This is a genomic window from Stenotrophomonas sp. YJH_SMC_8 (assembly GCF_059371315.1).
Genome location: NZ_JCAFUL010000006.1, coordinates 101765 through 116613, shown reverse-complemented (window position 1 = coordinate 116613; position 14849 = coordinate 101765). Strand labels below are relative to the sequence as shown.

Genomic DNA, 14849 nt, shown 5'->3' with positions numbered 1-14849 from the left:
CTGTACTGCCCGGTGAGCGCGAAAAAGGGGAACCGCGTTTTCAGAGCGGACGCACGACGGTCCACCACGGCCAGCGCTGTTCGACGCGGATCGGCAGGGCGCGTGCCAGCAACTGCAGGGACTGAGCGCTGTCCAGCCGCGGCAGGACAGCGGTGACGTTCAGTGCGGCCAGGCGAGGATCACAGCCGAGATAGCCGTGGTGATGGCGGGCCAGCTCGTTGATCACCCGGATCAACGGCATGTCCTGCACCTGCAGCCGTCCGTCCTGCCAATCCCCGCGCAGCGGATCCGCTTCAAGCGGAACGAGCCCGCCCATCGGGCCGATCCGCACCGCACTGCCGGCGGGTACATCCCGTGCCGTGCCGAACTGCGGCAGGCAGCGCACCACACCTTCAAACACATCCAGGCGGCTTTCCTGTCCCTCGCGGCCTACCGCGAAGCGGGTACCGATCGGCTGCAGGCGGGCGCCCGGCACGTGCACGGTCAAGGGCAGGCCTGCGTAGGCGGGGTGGTGGCCGGTGTGCAGCAGCAGTTCGCCGCGCAGCAGGTGTATGGCGCGCCGGTCTCCGCCGATGTCGATGGCTGCTTCGCTGTCGGCGTTGAGCCAGAGCTGGCTGCCATCAGCCATCGTCCAGTGCCCGGTGTGGTCGCCGGCGGTACGCTGGATCTGCAGCCCTCGCTGGAGCTGCAGCCCGCGCAGGCCCGGCAGCGAGACGCCACCGATGGCGAGGGCGCCGCCCAGGCCGCGCAGCACCTGCCGGCGGCGGCGGCCTGCGGCGCCCAACGCGCTCGCGGCCGCAGGGGCCGATAGCGGTGCGAACGATTGCCAGACCGATTCGACCCGCTGCCACGCATCGGCGTGGCGGGCATCGGCTTGCAGCCAGGCGTGCCAGTGTTGCTGCTCGTCGTCACTCCAGCCCTGCTGGCGCAACGCGAACCATTCGGCGGCCTGCTCCAGCGCCGGGCTGGTCAATGCAGCGCTCACGCTGTGGTGTCGCCGGACAGGCGCAGGCAATGCAGCATCGCCTGCGCCATGTACTTCTTGACCATTCGCTCGGACACGCCCAACTGCTGGCCGATCTCCGCATAGCCGAGGCCGGACAGTCGCGCCAGCAGGAAGGCACGTCGCGGTCGCTCGGCCAGCCCGGCCAGCATGTCGGCGACGGCGTGCAGCAGCTGCAATGCCTGCGTGCGCTCCTCGGCCGAGGGATGCACCGGCTCCGGCTGTGCGGCCAGCGCGGCCAGATAGGCGCGCTCCCGGTCTGCGCGCTGCCAGTGGTTGACCAGCAGGGCGTGTGCGATGGTGCTGAGATAAGCACGTGGCAGCCGCAGTTCGGACGGATCGACGCGACGGCTGAGCAGGCGCAGGAAGGTGTCCTGGGTCAGGTCGGCGGCGCAGTCGGCATTGGGGGTGCGGCGGCGCAGCCAGCCCAGCAGCCAGCCATGGTGTTCGCGGTAGAACCCCGCCAGCGCAGTGCTGGAGGTGGCGGGCACGGCCATGGGCATGGATCATTAATGAGAATGATTCCCATTATAGGGTGATCGAGCGGCGCACGACAAATCCTGCGCTCGCAGCAGAGGGAGATGGCCGGATTTGCGATGCCCGGCGCGCTCGCCGACACTGCGGTTTTCCACAGGGAGTGCCCGCATGTTCAGCCACGTAACCGTTGGGACCAACAACATGGATGTCGCGCATCGCTTCTACGATGCGCTGTTCACCGCCTTGGGCGCACGCCCCGGCGTCTTCGATGACAAGGGCAGGCTGGTGTACTTCAAGGATGGCCGCATGTTCATCGTCACCGCGCCGATCGATGGGCAGCCGGCATGCCACGCCAACGGCGGCACCATCGGCTTCACCCTTGACAGTGTCGAGGCCGTGCGTGAGTGGCAGGATGCCGGTGTAGCCCAGGGCGGTACCGCCATCGAAGACCCGGCCGGCATCCGCAACATGGCCGGGCGCCAGCTGTTCCTGGCCTACCTGCGCGATCCCGATGGAAACAAGCTGTGCGCGGTGCATGTGATGTCGTGACGCACTGTGGGCAGGGCGGCGCGCGCGTGATAGCACGAAACCACGCGCGCAGGCCGTGATCGCAGGCCGCAACTTCATGCTCTGTCCACTGCGGTTCAGCCAGAATCGGTCGGCTAATTCCCTGATCTACCGGAGAACGCCGCCCCATGGATGTACTGGAGCCGCAACAATCCCCGGTGCGCACCCTTCGGCCTGTGTTCGCCTTCGCGGCGATCGTTGTCGTGGCGTTCGCGCTGTTCGTCAGTCTGTTCCCGCTCGGTGCGGGCCGCCTTCTGGTCAAGGCACAGGACTGGGCCGCACTGAATGTGGGCTGGTACTACCTGCTGGCGATGACCCTGTACCTGGTATTCGTGGTCGGCGTGGCGCTGTCCAAGTACGGTGGCATCAAGCTCGGCGCCGACCATGACGAACCGGAGTTCAGTTACCTGTCCTGGGCCGGCATGCTGTTCGCGGCGGGCATCAGCATCACGCTGTTCTTCTTCTGCGTTTCCGAACCGCTGACCCACTACCTGCAGCCGCCGCAGGGCGATCCGGCGGCGGGCGAGGCCGGTGCGCGCCAGGCCATGCAGCTGCTGTTCCTGCACTGGGGCCTGCACGGCTGGGGTGTGTTCGCGCTGGCGGCGATGGCGATGGCCTACTTCGCCTACCGCCACAACCTGCCGCTGGCGCTGCGCTCGGCGCTGTACCCGCTGATCGGCAAGCGCATCAACGGCCCGATCGGCTACACCGTGGACGCGCTGGGCATCGTTGCCACCGTGTTCGGCATCGGCGCCGACATGGGCTTCGGGGTGCTGCACCTCAATGCGGGACTGGCGCACCTGTTCAACATCCCCCATTCCAACCTGGTGCAGATCATCCTGGTGGTGGCGATGATGGGCGCGGCGGTGGCCGTGGCCGTCTCCGGCGTGGAGAAGGGCGTGCGCTGGATGGCCAACATCAACATGCTGCTGGCGATCGCGCTGGTGCTGTTCATGCTGTTCGCCGGGCCGACGCAGTACCTGTTCAGCACGCTGATGCAGAACCTGGGCGATTACCTGGGCAGCGTGGTCGGCAAGAGTTTCGATGTGTATGCCTACGGCGGCCGCCCCGAATGGCTGGGTGGCTGGACGGTGTTCTACTGGGCCTGGTGGATCGGCTGGGCACCGTTCGTGGGCTTGTTCATTGCACGTATCTCGCGCGGCCGCACCATCCGCGAATTCGTGTTCGGCGTGCTGCTGATCCCGCTCGGCTTCACCCTGGCGTGGCTGTCGATCTTCGGCAACAGCGCGCTGGACCAGGTGCTGCACCACGGGCAGCAACAGTTGGCGCAGCTGGCGGTGGATGATCCACCGACCGTTCTGTATGCGCTGCTGGACGGCTACCCCTGGAGCCGCGCGGTGATCACGGTGACAGTGCTGGTCAGCTTCATCTTCTTCGTGACCTCGGCCGACTCGGGCGCGGTGGTGTTGTCCACGTTGTCGTCGCATGGCGGCGCACCCGAGGACGACGGCCCACGTTGGCTGCGGGTGTTCTGGGGCACCGTGATCGCAGTGCTGACGGCGGGCCTGCTGCTGGCCGGCAGCATCGACGCACTGAAATCCGCGGTGGTGCTGGCGTCGCTGCCGTTCTCGGCGATCCTGTTGTTGATGATGTGGGGGCTGACCCGCGCCTTCAGTGACGAGTCGCACCGCAAGCGCGCGCTGCAGTACCGGCCGTCGCCGTTGATCGGAGACGATCGCCACCACCAGGGCTGGCGCCAGCGCCTGAGCCAGGCCATGCACTTCCCGGTGCGCGACCAGGTCTACCGCTTCATGGATGACACGGTGAAGCCGGCGATGGAGGCGGTGGCCGAGCAGCTGCGCGGGCAGGGCTGGGATGTTGCCACGCGCTTCGAAGCGGGCGACATGGAGCTGACCGTCAACCACGGCGAGCAGCAGGACTTCCTGTACCGGGTGATCCTGAGCGGCTACCTGACCCCGTCGTTCGCCGCGCAGCAGCTGCGCAACCAGCGCTACTACCGCGCCGAGGTGCACCTGTTCGAAGGCAGTCAGGATTACGACCTGGTCGGCTACAGCCGCAAGCAGATCATCAACGACATCATCAGCCAGTACGAACGGCACCTGCAGTTCCTGCACCTGAGCCGGTGATGCGGGAACGCTTCGATGGGTGGTGCAGGAATGCCTGGATGGGTAGAGTCGACTGTTAGTCGACTGCTCCTGCTTGCGGACATCGAAAAGCCCGCGCCCCGCGCGCGAGTCGACTGACAGTCGACTCTACCGGGGAGAGGGCCTGCACCTGGGCCGGTGATGCAGGAACGCTTGGATGTGCTTGGATGTGCTTGGATGGGTAGAGTCGACTGTTAGTCGACTGCTCCTGCTTGCGGACATCGAAAAGCCCGCGCTTCGCGAGCGAGTCGACTGACAGTCGACTCTACCGGGGAGAGGGCGTACACCTGGGCCGGTGATGCAGGAACGCTTGGATGTGCTTGGATGTGCTTGGATGGGTAGAGTCGACTGTCAGTCGACTCCACCGGGAGGGGCGGCGCATCATCGCCGCCCCGTTGCCGCATCAGAACCGGTAGCGCGCGCCCAGTGAGACGAACTGCCCGCGCAGGTTGTACTGGCTGATGTCGAACCCGTTGGAACCGCCAGCCGGATCGAACGGCGGGTCCTTGTCGGTCAGGTTCAGCACCGACAGCGACAGCGTGGTATTCGGAATTCCCTCGTACGCTACGTACAGGTCCAGCTGCTGATACGGCTTGATGCGGTCGCGCAGGCCAGGATTGCTGGTCGCCGTCGCCACGCGCTGGTCGTAGCCGCTCACGTACTGCAGGCTCAGCGTGCTGCTCCAGTCGCCCACTGCCCAGTTCAGCGACGTGGTACCGCGGGTGCGAGGCAGCGCGCCGTGGCGGTTGTTGCCGGCCCCGTCATAGGGCGCCTGCCCGGCCACCAGCGGCTGCTTGAAGCTGAGCAGGTGGGTCCAGCTGCCGGCCACGGTGAAGTTGCCCCAGCCGTCGGTGCGGAAGGTGCGGCTGGCGTCCAGGTCCAGGCCCGAGGTGGTCAGCTCACCCTGGTTGGCGTACTGGTTGGTGATGAACTGGATGCGGCCCTGCGCGTCACGCTGCACGCGGCCCGGGAACAGGGTCGGGTTGTCGACGATGAACTGCGCGCTGTCCGGCTTGACCAGGTTGTCCTGTTCGATGCGGTACCAGTCCAGGCCGATGCTGGTATCGCCATCGGGCGACCACACCGCACCCACGTTGAAATTGCGCGAGCGCTCGGCCTTCAGGTCCGGGTTGCCGGTGCGGATGTTGGTCACGCCGCGGCTGCCACCCGGTTGCAGCGGATCCAGCGGATCGATCACCGAGCCATAGCTGACGGTCTGGCCGGGCGCGATCTCCGGCAACGAAGGTGCGCGGAACCCGCGCGAGAACGAACCACGCAGCAGCAGGCTGTCCAACGGCTGCCAGCGCAGCGCCACCTTCGGCGAGAACGCCTTGCCGAAGTCGTCGTAGTGGTCGCCACGGCCGGCCACCTGCAGTTCCAGCGTGCGGTGCAGCGGCACGCTCAGCTCGGCGTAGGCAGCACTGACCTGGCGCTCGCCGTTGACCACGTTGATCGCCGGGCGCAGTTCGGTGCCCGACAGCACCTGGGCGCTGGTGCGCGCATCCAGTGATTCCTTGCGGAACTCAGCGCCCCAGGCGAAGCCGACTGCACCGGCCGGCAGCTCCCACAGCGAGGTCGAGGCCTTCACGTTCAACGCGTGCAGTTTGTACCAGCCCGGGCGCTTGGTCTGCAGGCGCAGGGCATCCAGCGCGCCCGGCGTGCTGGACGGGTTGAGGAAGTTGTAGCTGCCGTCGCGCAGGATCTGCTCGAACGCATAGCGGTTGACGAAGTTGTCGACGTATTCGCGCTGCGCGCTCTGCGAGGTCAGCGCCGCCACTTCCCAGTCCCAGCGCTCGCCACTGCCGCGCACGCCGGCCAGGGCACGGTAGAACACCTGGGTGTTGTCCTTCAGGCGCGGGCCGAGGTCGAAGAAGGTGTATTCGAACGGCAGCGGCGTGCTGCCCGGATTGTTCGGGTGTCCGACCGGCAGCACCGCCGGCACATCGATCAGCGCACCGGTGGCGGGGTTGTAGGCACGCAGGCCGGGGCCGACGGTCAGCGGCGCGCTGAAGATCTGGTCGGCCTTGTTGTGGCTGTACAGCACGTCGGCGAAGGCCTCGACGCTGTCATTGAAGCGGTAAGTCGCGCTCAGCGAGGCCTGCAGGCGCTCGGCGCCGGGCTGCAGGGTCTTGAATGGCTGCGCGTTGAAGGCGCAGGCCTGGCCGGGCAGGGTGCTGCCGAAGTCGCTGTACGGGCGCAGCTGGCTGCCATCAGGGCAGTTGGCGAACGGTTGCGGCGCGCGTGGGTTGGACAGCCAGTTGCCACCGGCGGTGGACCAGCCGGCCAGGCGTCCGCCGGGCTTGTCGCGGAAATCGCCGCTGCGGGTGTAGGCGCGCTGGTCGGCATCCAGGCGGTCGCGCTTGAGCAGGTCCAGCCCGAACAGCACGTTCCAACCCTGTTGTTCCAGGTCGCCAAAGCCGGCCAGCAGGTTGGCCTTGCGCTCGTTCAAGCCGCCCTGGGTGGCGGTACCGAAGCCGCCACCGACTTCCACGCCCTGGAAGTTCCTGCGCAGGATGATGTTGATGACGCCTGCGATGGCATCGGAACCGTACACCGCCGAGGCACCATCCTTGAGTACTTCAATGCGCTCGACCGCGCTGATCGGCAGTGCGTTGAGGTCGACGAAAGTGTCCTGGGTGTTGAGCGCGAAGCCGAAGTTGGATACGCGGTAGCCATTGACCAGCACCAGCGTGTTCTTCGGCGACAGGCCACGCAGGCCGATCGACGCCGAGCCCGCGGCGAAGCTGCCGGTGTACTGCTCGTCGAAGCTGTTGCCGGCATTGGCCGACAGGTTGCGCAGCACGTCGGTAAGTGTTGAGCGGCCGGTCTGCTCGATCTGTTCGCGGCTGACGATCTGCACCGGGTTCGGCCCGGCGGTATCGCTGCGCTTGATGTTGGAGCCGGTCACCAGCACGGCGCCGAGGGTGGTGCTGTCCTTGCCGGCATCGGCGGTTTCAGCGGCGCTGGCAGTGCCAGCGGTGAGGCCCAGCGCGATGGCGCCGGCAAGCAGGTTCAGGGTGGTGCGGTACATGGAAGCGACAACGCCGAACGGGGGAGGAGCCGTCAGTACCGCATGCGACCGCGTGCGCCTTCCAATGACGAAAGCGCATTCAGTTATACATCACAGGTTCTTAACGACCGGGATGCGCCGTTCGTGCGCGTCCTGGTTCTGGGATGGAACTGCGTCAGGCATCGCCGGAACCGACAAAGCGGTAGAGTCGACTGGGTAGAGTCGACTGTTAGTCGACTGCTCTTCCGCCCCTCCCCGGAAACCTCATCCCCCCGCGCTACGCGCGAGAGTCGACTGACAGTCGACTCTACCGGGGCGGCGCCATTGCCGGGGCGGCGCCGTCTGCTGCCGCATCACTCCTCCTGGGGTCAGATCCCTTTCCAACGGAAAGGGATCTGACCCCGGCTGTCACGGCCGCAGCAGCACCTTGCCATTGCGCCCCGAACCGGCACCGGCCTTCGCTGCCTGGGCGATATCGTCCAGCGCGAAGACCCGCTCCACCGGCAGGGTCAATTCACCCTGCGCCGCACGCTTCAGCAGCTCGCCAACCAGCCGGCGCTTGTCCTCCACCGCCATCGCCTGGCTGACCTTGCTGCCCCAGAAGCCCTTCACCGTGGCTTCCTTGTAGATCAGGCCGCCAGCGGGAATGCGCATGGGTTCGCCGCTCATCACACCGAACGACACCAGCGTGCCGTGGTGCCCGAGCAGGTCGACCAGGTCACCGCTGGCGTCGCCGCCGATGGAATCCACCGCGGCTGCGGCCTGGGTTTCGCCGGTGGCTTCACGCACGCGATCCTTCCAGCCTTCTGCCGAGGTGTCGAATACATGATCGATGCCGAGCGCCTGCAACTGCGCCACGGCAGCGGCGTTGCGCACCAGGTTGGCCACGTGCACGCCTCGCGCCTTTGCCAACATCGCCAGCGACTTGCCGACCGCGCCGTTGGCGGTGTTCTGCACGACCCATTGCCCCGCTTCGACATGCAGGAATTCCAGCAGCATCAGCGCGCTCAGCGGCATCGCGATCAGCTGCGCGGCAGTTTCATCGGGGATCACCTCCGGCATCGGAATCACCATGCGCGCCGGTGCGATGAACGCTTCGGCCCAGGTGCCGTGTACCGAGGCGGCGGCAACGCGCTGGCCGATCTGCAGGCCGTCGACACCTTCGCCAAGGGCATCGATCACCCCCAACGCTTCACTGCCCGCGATCGCCGGCAGCGTCGGCTTGTAGCCGTACAGGCCGCGTACGGTGAGCAGATCGTGGTTGTGGATCGAGGCCAGTACGGTGCGGATGCGCACTTCGCCCGGGCCGGGTTCGGGCAGGGCCGTTTCGCCGACGGCCAGGACATCGGCCGGATCGCCGAAGGAGGAATAAAGGGCAGCGCGCATGGGCGGTGTTCCGGGGAAAGTTGATGTTGTACCGAACTGGGGACGCGCGCGATGTCGACAAGGCGCCGCAGGTGCAACACGGCATCCTGCGACTGATCGTCGCGACATGTGCTGATTACCGCATCTTGTGTTGACGGCTCGGGATATCCCCACTATGTTGTGGCCGTCACTCCCGGTCAGCCGCCGCCGCCGGACATGCAGCAAACGTCCCGCGGCCCGCCCCTGAAGGCTTGCCGTGTCGACGCGGCCGCCATCGCGCGGACCCAGATCGCCCCCACGGCCCGGATACCGGCCGCAGGCGCAGGCAATTGCCGACGACCTGGTGTTCCCGCGCTATGGCATCCCACCCCGACCGCCCCGTGCGCCGGTATCGCGTGCAGGGCCGCCACGGCATCGACCGCCAACGCGCGTGCGAGCCTGGAGTTCCACCACCATGACCGACAGTACCTTCCGCGTGGCCGACCTGGCCGGCGCTGGCGACGCCTTGCGCGCCGGCGGCGAGCGTGTGCCGACCTGGATCACCAAGGAGGCCGGCAACCGCCGCCTGCCGTTCGACGCCGAGCGCCTGCAACGCAGCATCGATACCGTGCATGCCGAGTTCCCGCAGCTGGATGTGAGCGACTACCGCCGCGTGGTGCAGGCGATGGTCGAGCGCAAGCCCAGCCTCAGTGCCGATGATCTGGTCGATCTGCTGATCCGCGAGGCCGAGTCGCGCGTGGACCTGGTCGCGCCGGAGTGGGAACAGTTTGCCGCGCGCATCTACCTGCGGCGCCTGTACAAGCGTGCCAGCCGCAATCGCTTCTACGACGTCAGCCTGAAGTACGGCTCTTACGTGGGCCTGCAGGAGAGCCTGGCTGACCGCGGCATCTACAGCAACGACATCCTGCGCTGCTATTCCAAGGAAGAACTGCAGCAGGCCGGCGAGATGATCGACCCGGAGCGCGACCGCCTGTTCGCCTACAACGGCCTGTACCTGCTGGCCACGCGTTACCTGGCCAGCGACCGCAGCCGCGAGGTCTACGAACTGCCGCAGGAGCGCTGGCTGACCATCGCGCTGTACCTGATGCAGGAAGAAAAGCCACGCGAGCGCCGCATGCAGCTGGTCGGCGAGGCGTACTGGGCGCTGTCCAACCTCTACATGACGGTGGCCACGCCGACGTTGGCCAACGCCGGCAAGGTGGGCGGGCAGCTGTCCAGCTGCTTCATCGACACGGTGGATGACAGCCTGCAGGGCATCTATGACTCGAACACCGATATCGCCCGTGTTTCGAAGCACGGCGGCGGTGTGGGTGCCTACCTGGGCTATGTGCGCAGCAGCGGTGCGCCGATCCGGGGCGTGCCCAACTCTTCCGGCGGCGTGGTGCCGTGGATCAAGCAGCTCAACAACACCGCCGTGTCGGTGGACCAGCTCGGCCAGCGCAAGGGTGCGGTGGCGGTGTATCTGGACATCTGGCACCGCGATATCGAGGCCTTCCTCGACCTGCGCCTGAACAATGGCGACCAGCGCCTGCGCGCGCATGATGTGTTCACCTCGGTGTGCGTGCCGGACCTGTTCATGGAGGCGGTGGAGCGCCGCGCCGACTGGTACCTGTTCGATCCGCACGAAGTGAAGAGCGCCAAGGGCTGGTACCTGCAGGACTTCTACGACGAGAAGCGTGGCTCTGGCAGCTTCCGCGACCGCTACGCCGAGCTGGTGGCCGACGAGCGCATCAGCCGTCGCACGGTGAAGGCCATCGATCTGTTCAAGCGGATCATGCTCAGCCAGCTGGAGACCGGCAACCCGTTCCTGTTCTACCGCGACGAGGTCAACCGCAGGAACCCGAACAAGCACGCGGGCATGGTCTATTCCAGCAACCTGTGCACCGAAATCCTGCAGAACATGAGCCCGACGCGGATGATCCAGGAGATCGTCAGCGGTGACCAGATCGTCACCACACGCCGCGCCGGCGACTTCGTGGTCTGCAACCTGTCCTCGATCAACCTCGGACGTGCGATCAGTGCGCCCGATGACCTGCTGGCCACCGACGTGCTGGAGCGGCTCATTCCGATCCAGGTACGCATGCTCGACAACGTGATCGACCTCAACGCACTGCCGGTCCCGCAGGCCACGATCACCAACCGCAAGTACCGCGCCATCGGCCTGGGCACGTTCGGCTGGCATCACCTGCTGGCACAGCAGGCGATCCAGTGGGAATCGCCGGACGCCGAGGCGCTGGCCGACCGCCTGTACGAGCGCATCAACTTCCTGACCATCCAGGCCAGCGCACAACTGGCCAAAGAGAAGGGCAGCTACCCGATGTTCGCCGGCAGCGACTGGCACAACGGCCGCTACTTCCTCGACCGTGACTACAGCGGCGCCGCGTGGGACAGCCTGGCGCACGAGGTCGCCACGCACGGCCTGCGCAATGGCTGGCTGCTTGCGGTGGCGCCGAACATGAGCACCGCGCAGATTGCCGGCTCCACGGCCTCCATCGACCCGATCTACAGCGCGTTCTACTACGAGGAAAAGAAGGACTTCCGGCGGCCGGTCGCCGCACCGGGCCTGTCGCTGGAAACCTGGCCGTACTACGAGAAGGGCGCCTACAAGGTCGACCAGTTTGCCAGCGTGCGCCAGAACGCGCGGCGGCAGCGCCATGTCGACCAGTCGATCAGCTTCAACCTGTACGTGCCCAGCACCATCCGCGCCAGCACCCTGCTGGAGCTGCATCTGACGGCCTGGCGCGAAGGCCTGAAGACCACCTACTACGTGCGCTCCAACGACATCGACATCAGCGAATGCGAGTGGTGCTCGAGCTGACCATCCACGGTAGCGCCGGGCCACGCCCGGCGAGCGCATTGCGCGGCCGTCGCACATTCCGCCGGGCATGGCCCGGCGCTACCCCCTGCAGGTAACACCATGGCAACCCCCCTCGACCGCATCAAGATCCTCGAACCGCGCCATCCGAACCGCAGCACCGGCATCATCAACGGCCGCACCAGCGGCATCCTGAACTGGAACGACATTCCGTACCCCTCGTTCTATCGGGCCTACAAGGAGCTGTCGACCAACTTCTGGATTCCCGACGAGGTGGACATGAAGCTGGATGCGCGCCAGTACGGCGAGCTGTCCGGGCGCGAAAAGAATGCTTACGACTCGATCATCGGCCTGCTGGCCACGCTGGATTCGCCACAGACGCGCTTCATCTACAACGTGGCCGAGTACATAACCGACCCGGCTGCACATGCCAACGCGGCCATCATCGGCCAGCAGGAGGTGATCCACAACGAGAGCTACAGCTACGTGCTGGCCTCGATCACCGACCTGCCGAACCAGAACCGCATCTTCGAGATCGCCCGTACCCACCCGACCATCATCAAGCGCAACGCGCCGATCATGGGGGCGTATGACGATTTCATGCGCGAGAAGACCGCCGAGACCCTGCTGAAGTCGCTGATCCAGTCGTCGATCCTGGAGGGCATCAACTTCTATTCCGGCTTCGCCTACTTCTACAACATGGTGCGGCAGAACCGCATGACCGGCACCGGCAAGATCATCAGTTTCATCAACCGTGACGAGCTGGCCCATACCAAGTTCATCAGCGAGCTGATCCGCGCCATCATTGGTGAGAACCCGGAGCTGCAGACCAATGAACTGACCGCGTACGTGCACCAGGCGTTCGAGCATGCGATCGAACTGGAGACGCAGTGGTCCTCGGAAGTGCTGGACGGCATCGACGGCATCGATGTCGAGGAGATGACGCGCTACGTGAAGTACCGGGCCAACAAGATGGCCGGCATGCTTGGCATCGAGCGCCTGTACAGCGACACCACCGACAACGTGATGCCGTGGATCAAGGCCTACGCCGACAACTTCACCGAGACCAAGACCGACTTCTTCGAGATGCGCAATGCAAGCTACAAGAAGACCAACGTCGACAACGGCTTCGACGACCTCTGAGCCGGGCGCGGTGTTGCGCATCCTGCTGGTGGTCGCCTCGCTGAGCGGCAACACGCGTGAGCTGGGCCGTCTGATCGCCGAGCGCTGCCGTACGGCCGGCCATGCGGTGCACTGGCACGAGGCCGACGACCTGCGCCAGGCACCCCCATTGGCGGCCGACGAGGCCGACCTGGTGCTGCTTGGCTGCTGGACCGACAACGCCGGCCGCACGCCGTCGGAGATGAAGGCATGGGTGGCCGGCATCGCCGAACGTGGCGAACGGCCGCGGCAGCTGGCGGTGTTCGGCACCGGTGAGACGCAATGGGGGCAGGAGTACTACTGCGGCGCCGTGCACCGGTTGATCCGCTACTTCCGCAGCGACTACCCGCCGCTGGAGATCGAACAGATGCCGCATGGCGTTCGCCACGCCGAGGCCATCAATGCCTGGACCGATGCGGTCCTGGCCCACTACTGGAGCAACACCGATGCAGATCATCGACGCCACCACGCCTGAGCAGTTCCAGCAGCTGCTGGCCGCACACCCGCGGGTGCTGGTGGATTTCCACAAGGACCAGTGCCCCGGCTGCCGGATGCTGGAAATGTCGCTGCACCGGGTGGCTGCCAGCAGTGCGGGGCAGGGCACCACCCTGCTGCGCGTGCAGCTGGAGGTACTGGGCGAGGCGTTCTTCCGCGAGCTGGGGCTGCGGCAGACGCCTACGCTGGCGTTGTTCCGTGACGGTGACGAACGCACGCGCCTGGCCGGTTTCCAGTCACCGCAGCAGATCGAGGCCGCGATCGCGTTGTACCTATAAGGCCAGGGTGGTTGCATCGGTAGCGCCGGGCCATGCCCGGCGACCGTTCGTGTGATCCTGATTTCTGTAGAGCCGAGCCCATGCTCGGCTGCCGTTCGCGCGGTGCGCGATGAGTCGAGCATGGCTCGACTCTACAAGGGCATTCACGCACGGCGTGGATCTACCGGGGCAGGGGCCGCGCATTTGGCGTCACCCGCCGCTGAATGTATCCACCAGCAGCTTCACGTTCAACGCCACGATCACCAGTGCGATCACCCAGGCAATCGCACCCAGCCAGCGCGGGGCCACCAGCGCACCCATCGTCACCTTGTCGGTCACGATCCGAACCAGGGGAATGATCGCGAACGGCAGCTGCATCGACAGCACCACCTGGCTCAGCACCAGCAGCTTCACCGCACCCTGGTCGCCGAACAGCATGATCACCACCACCACCGGAATGATCGCCAGTGCGCGCGTGATCAGCCGTCGCAGCCACGGCGGCAGGCGCAGGTGCAGGAACCCTTCCATCACGATCTGGCCGGCCAGCGTGGCGGTCACCGTCGAATTCAGGCCGGAGGCCAGAAGCGCAATCGCAAACAGTGTCGCCGCCGCGCCCACCCCCAGCATTGGCGCCAGCAGCTGGTGCGCCTGCTCGATGTCTTCCACGTCAAAGCGGCCATTGGCATGGAACACCGCCGCCGCCAGGATCAGGATGCTGGCGTTGATGAACAGTGCCAGGGTCAGCGCGAGGGTGCTGTCGGTCACTGCCCAGCGCAGGGCGCTGCGACGGCCCTCATCGGTGCGCGGATACGCGCGGGTCTGCACGATGGACGAATGCAGGTACAGGTTGTGCGGCATCACTGTGGCGCCAATGATGCCGATGGCGATGTACAGCGCGTGCGGATCGGTCACCACCTGGGCGCGCGGAATGAACCCGCCCAGCACCTCCATCACCGGTGGCGCGGCCAGTGCAATCTGCACCATGAAACAGCCGAAGATCACCATCAGCAGCGCGATCACGAACGCTTCCAGCGCGCGGAAGCCGCGGTTCATCAACAGCAGTACCAGCAGCGTGTCCAGCGCGGTGATCACCGCGCCCCAGAGCAGGGGCAGGTCGAACAGCAGCTTCAGCGCGATCGCGGTGCCGATCACTTCGGCCAGGTCGCAGGCGATGATCGCCGCCTCGCACAGCGCCCACAGTGCCAGATTGACCGGCTTCGGGTAGCGCGCGCGACAGGCCTGGGCCAGGTCCATTCCGGTGGCGATGCCCAGCCGTGCCGACAGTGCCTGCAGGATCACCGCCATCAGGTTGGAAATGAGGATGACCGACAGCAGCAGGTAGCCGAAGCGCGAACCGCCAGCGAGGTCGGTGGCCCAGTTGCCCGGGTCCATGTAGCCGACCGAGATCATGTAGCCCGGGCCGAGGAAGGCCAGCAGGCGGAACCACCAGTGCCCCTTGTCGGGTACCGCCACCGAGGCATTGAGCGCGCCCAGGCTGGCCGGGGTGGGGGCCGAAGGGTCGCGGGGCGCCAGGGTGTTCATGGATCCGAATATAGCTCCTGCTATAGTCATT

Annotated in this window: 11 protein-coding genes; 6 read left to right on the top strand and 5 right to left on the bottom strand. The window is 66.2% G+C overall.

The annotated features are described in order from the left end of the window. Positions 1-40: 40 nt before the first annotated feature. Positions 41-985: a FecR family protein gene (locus AC5P88_RS09460; RefSeq protein ID WP_495224871.1), complete on the bottom strand. Its 945-nt coding sequence runs from the start codon at positions 983-985 to the stop codon at positions 41-43. Continuing rightward, the gene (locus AC5P88_RS09455; protein ID WP_495224870.1) at positions 982-1500 is read right to left on the bottom strand and encodes a sigma-70 family RNA polymerase sigma factor; all 519 of its coding nucleotides are present in this window, start codon (positions 1498-1500) and stop codon (positions 982-984) included. Before AC5P88_RS09455 ends, AC5P88_RS09460 begins: the two co-directional genes overlap by 4 nt. Before the next feature lie 148 nt (positions 1501-1648). On the opposite strand from AC5P88_RS09455, the gene AC5P88_RS09450 reads away from it, so the two are divergent. After that, the gene (locus AC5P88_RS09450; protein WP_106550529.1) at positions 1649-2029 is read left to right on the top strand and encodes a VOC family protein; all 381 of its coding nucleotides are present in this window, start codon (positions 1649-1651) and stop codon (positions 2027-2029) included. Between the two features lie 146 nt (positions 2030-2175). Further along, a complete protein-coding gene (gene betT / locus AC5P88_RS09445; RefSeq protein WP_106550530.1) occupies positions 2176-4155 on the top strand; it encodes a choline BCCT transporter BetT in 1980 nt (659 codons plus the stop codon). 421 nt (positions 4156-4576) lie between these two features. Here betT and AC5P88_RS09440 read toward each other — a convergent pair whose 3' ends face one another. Together AC5P88_RS09440 and AC5P88_RS09435 are read right to left on the bottom strand one after the other, a co-directional pair. Continuing rightward, entirely contained in the window at positions 4577-7204 is a 2628-nt protein-coding gene (locus AC5P88_RS09440; RefSeq protein WP_495224869.1) for a TonB-dependent receptor, read from the bottom strand. Positions 7205-7591: 387 nt separating this feature from the next. Beyond that, positions 7592-8569: a zinc-binding dehydrogenase gene (locus AC5P88_RS09435; RefSeq protein ID WP_495224868.1), complete on the bottom strand. Its 978-nt coding sequence runs from the start codon at positions 8567-8569 to the stop codon at positions 7592-7594. A 433-nt stretch (positions 8570-9002) separates the two neighbouring features. Between AC5P88_RS09435 and AC5P88_RS09430 the strand changes: the two genes are divergently transcribed. The 4 genes from AC5P88_RS09430 to AC5P88_RS09415 all read left to right on the top strand — a co-directional run bounded on the left by AC5P88_RS09430 (position 9003) and on the right by AC5P88_RS09415 (position 13297). Next, complete coding sequence (locus AC5P88_RS09430; protein ID WP_286073729.1) at positions 9003-11366, top strand: ribonucleoside-diphosphate reductase subunit alpha; 2364 nt, start codon at positions 9003-9005, stop codon at positions 11364-11366. A 99-nt stretch (positions 11367-11465) separates the two neighbouring features. Then, the gene (locus AC5P88_RS09425) at positions 11466-12506 is read left to right on the top strand and encodes a ribonucleotide-diphosphate reductase subunit beta (protein ID WP_049428423.1); all 1041 of its coding nucleotides are present in this window, start codon (positions 11466-11468) and stop codon (positions 12504-12506) included. 13 nt (positions 12507-12519) lie between these two features. After that, entirely contained in the window at positions 12520-12999 is a 480-nt protein-coding gene (locus AC5P88_RS09420; RefSeq protein WP_495224960.1) for a flavodoxin, read from the top strand. Further along, positions 12971-13297, top strand: a complete 327-nt coding sequence (locus AC5P88_RS09415) for a thioredoxin family protein (RefSeq protein ID WP_106550534.1) — start codon at positions 12971-12973, stop codon at positions 13295-13297. Before AC5P88_RS09420 ends, AC5P88_RS09415 begins: the two co-directional genes overlap by 29 nt. 189 nt (positions 13298-13486) lie before the next feature. Here the strand turns inward: AC5P88_RS09415 and AC5P88_RS09410 are convergent, their stop codons facing one another. Then, positions 13487-14818, bottom strand: coding sequence for an Nramp family divalent metal transporter (locus AC5P88_RS09410; RefSeq protein ID WP_495224867.1), 1332 nt, complete (start codon positions 14816-14818; stop codon positions 13487-13489). Between the last annotated feature and the right edge of the window lie 31 nt (positions 14819-14849).

Excerpts from the sequence above, each read along its gene's own strand:
- betT (WP_106550530.1), top strand. The coding sequence starts at position 2,176 with ATGGATGTACTGGAGCCGCAACAATCCCCGGTGCGCACCCTTCGGCCT.
- AC5P88_RS09435 (WP_495224868.1), bottom strand. The coding sequence starts at position 8,569 with ATGCGCGCTGCCCTTTATTCCTCCTTCGGCGATCCGGCCGATGTCCTG.
- AC5P88_RS09425 (WP_049428423.1), top strand. The coding sequence starts at position 11,466 with ATGGCAACCCCCCTCGACCGCATCAAGATCCTCGAACCGCGCCATCCG.
- AC5P88_RS09455 (WP_495224870.1), bottom strand. The coding sequence starts at position 1,500 with ATGGCCGTGCCCGCCACCTCCAGCACTGCGCTGGCGGGGTTCTACCGC.
- AC5P88_RS09410 (WP_495224867.1), bottom strand. The coding sequence starts at position 14,818 with ATGAACACCCTGGCGCCCCGCGACCCTTCGGCCCCCACCCCGGCCAGC.
- AC5P88_RS09450 (WP_106550529.1), top strand. The coding sequence starts at position 1,649 with ATGTTCAGCCACGTAACCGTTGGGACCAACAACATGGATGTCGCGCAT.
- AC5P88_RS09430 (WP_286073729.1), top strand. The coding sequence starts at position 9,003 with ATGACCGACAGTACCTTCCGCGTGGCCGACCTGGCCGGCGCTGGCGAC.
- AC5P88_RS09415 (WP_106550534.1), top strand. The coding sequence starts at position 12,971 with ATGCAGATCATCGACGCCACCACGCCTGAGCAGTTCCAGCAGCTGCTG.
- AC5P88_RS09440 (WP_495224869.1), bottom strand. The coding sequence starts at position 7,204 with ATGTACCGCACCACCCTGAACCTGCTTGCCGGCGCCATCGCGCTGGGC.